Annotated in this window: 1 protein-coding gene; it reads left to right on the plus strand. The window is 57.2% G+C overall.

Going from position 1 to position 334, the window contains the following annotated elements:
• The coding region (locus tag HK22_RS14875) for a transposase (RefSeq protein WP_143412447.1) at window positions 1-323 on the plus strand (323 nt) is incomplete at its 5' end.
• Between the last annotated feature and the right edge of the window lie 11 nt (window positions 324-334).

Here is a 334-nt window from a genome sequence, read left to right on the forward strand (position 1 = left end):
TCGCAGAAATGCCGGAACTCGGCCGTATGACGGCGACAGAAGCTGCTGCCATGGCCGGACTTGCACCAGTGGCTCACGATAGTGGCGCGATGCGGGGGAAACGTGTCATTTCAGGGGGAAGAAGATCTCTCCGTCACGTCCTGTTCCAGGCAGGATTGGCAGCTGCCTGCCATAATCCTGTTCTGAAAGCTGTCGCCAAACGCATGAAACAGCGGGGTAAGCCACATAAACTGGTGATCGTCGCTATCGCACGGCGTCTCATCACAATCGCCAACGCCGTCCTCAAAACAGGCCTGCCATGGCGCATTAGCTCCGCCGCTTAAACACAGTTGCT

The organism is Gluconobacter sp. DsW_056, assembly GCF_002153595.1.
GTDB lineage: Bacteria > Pseudomonadota > Alphaproteobacteria > Acetobacterales > Acetobacteraceae > Gluconobacter > Gluconobacter albidus.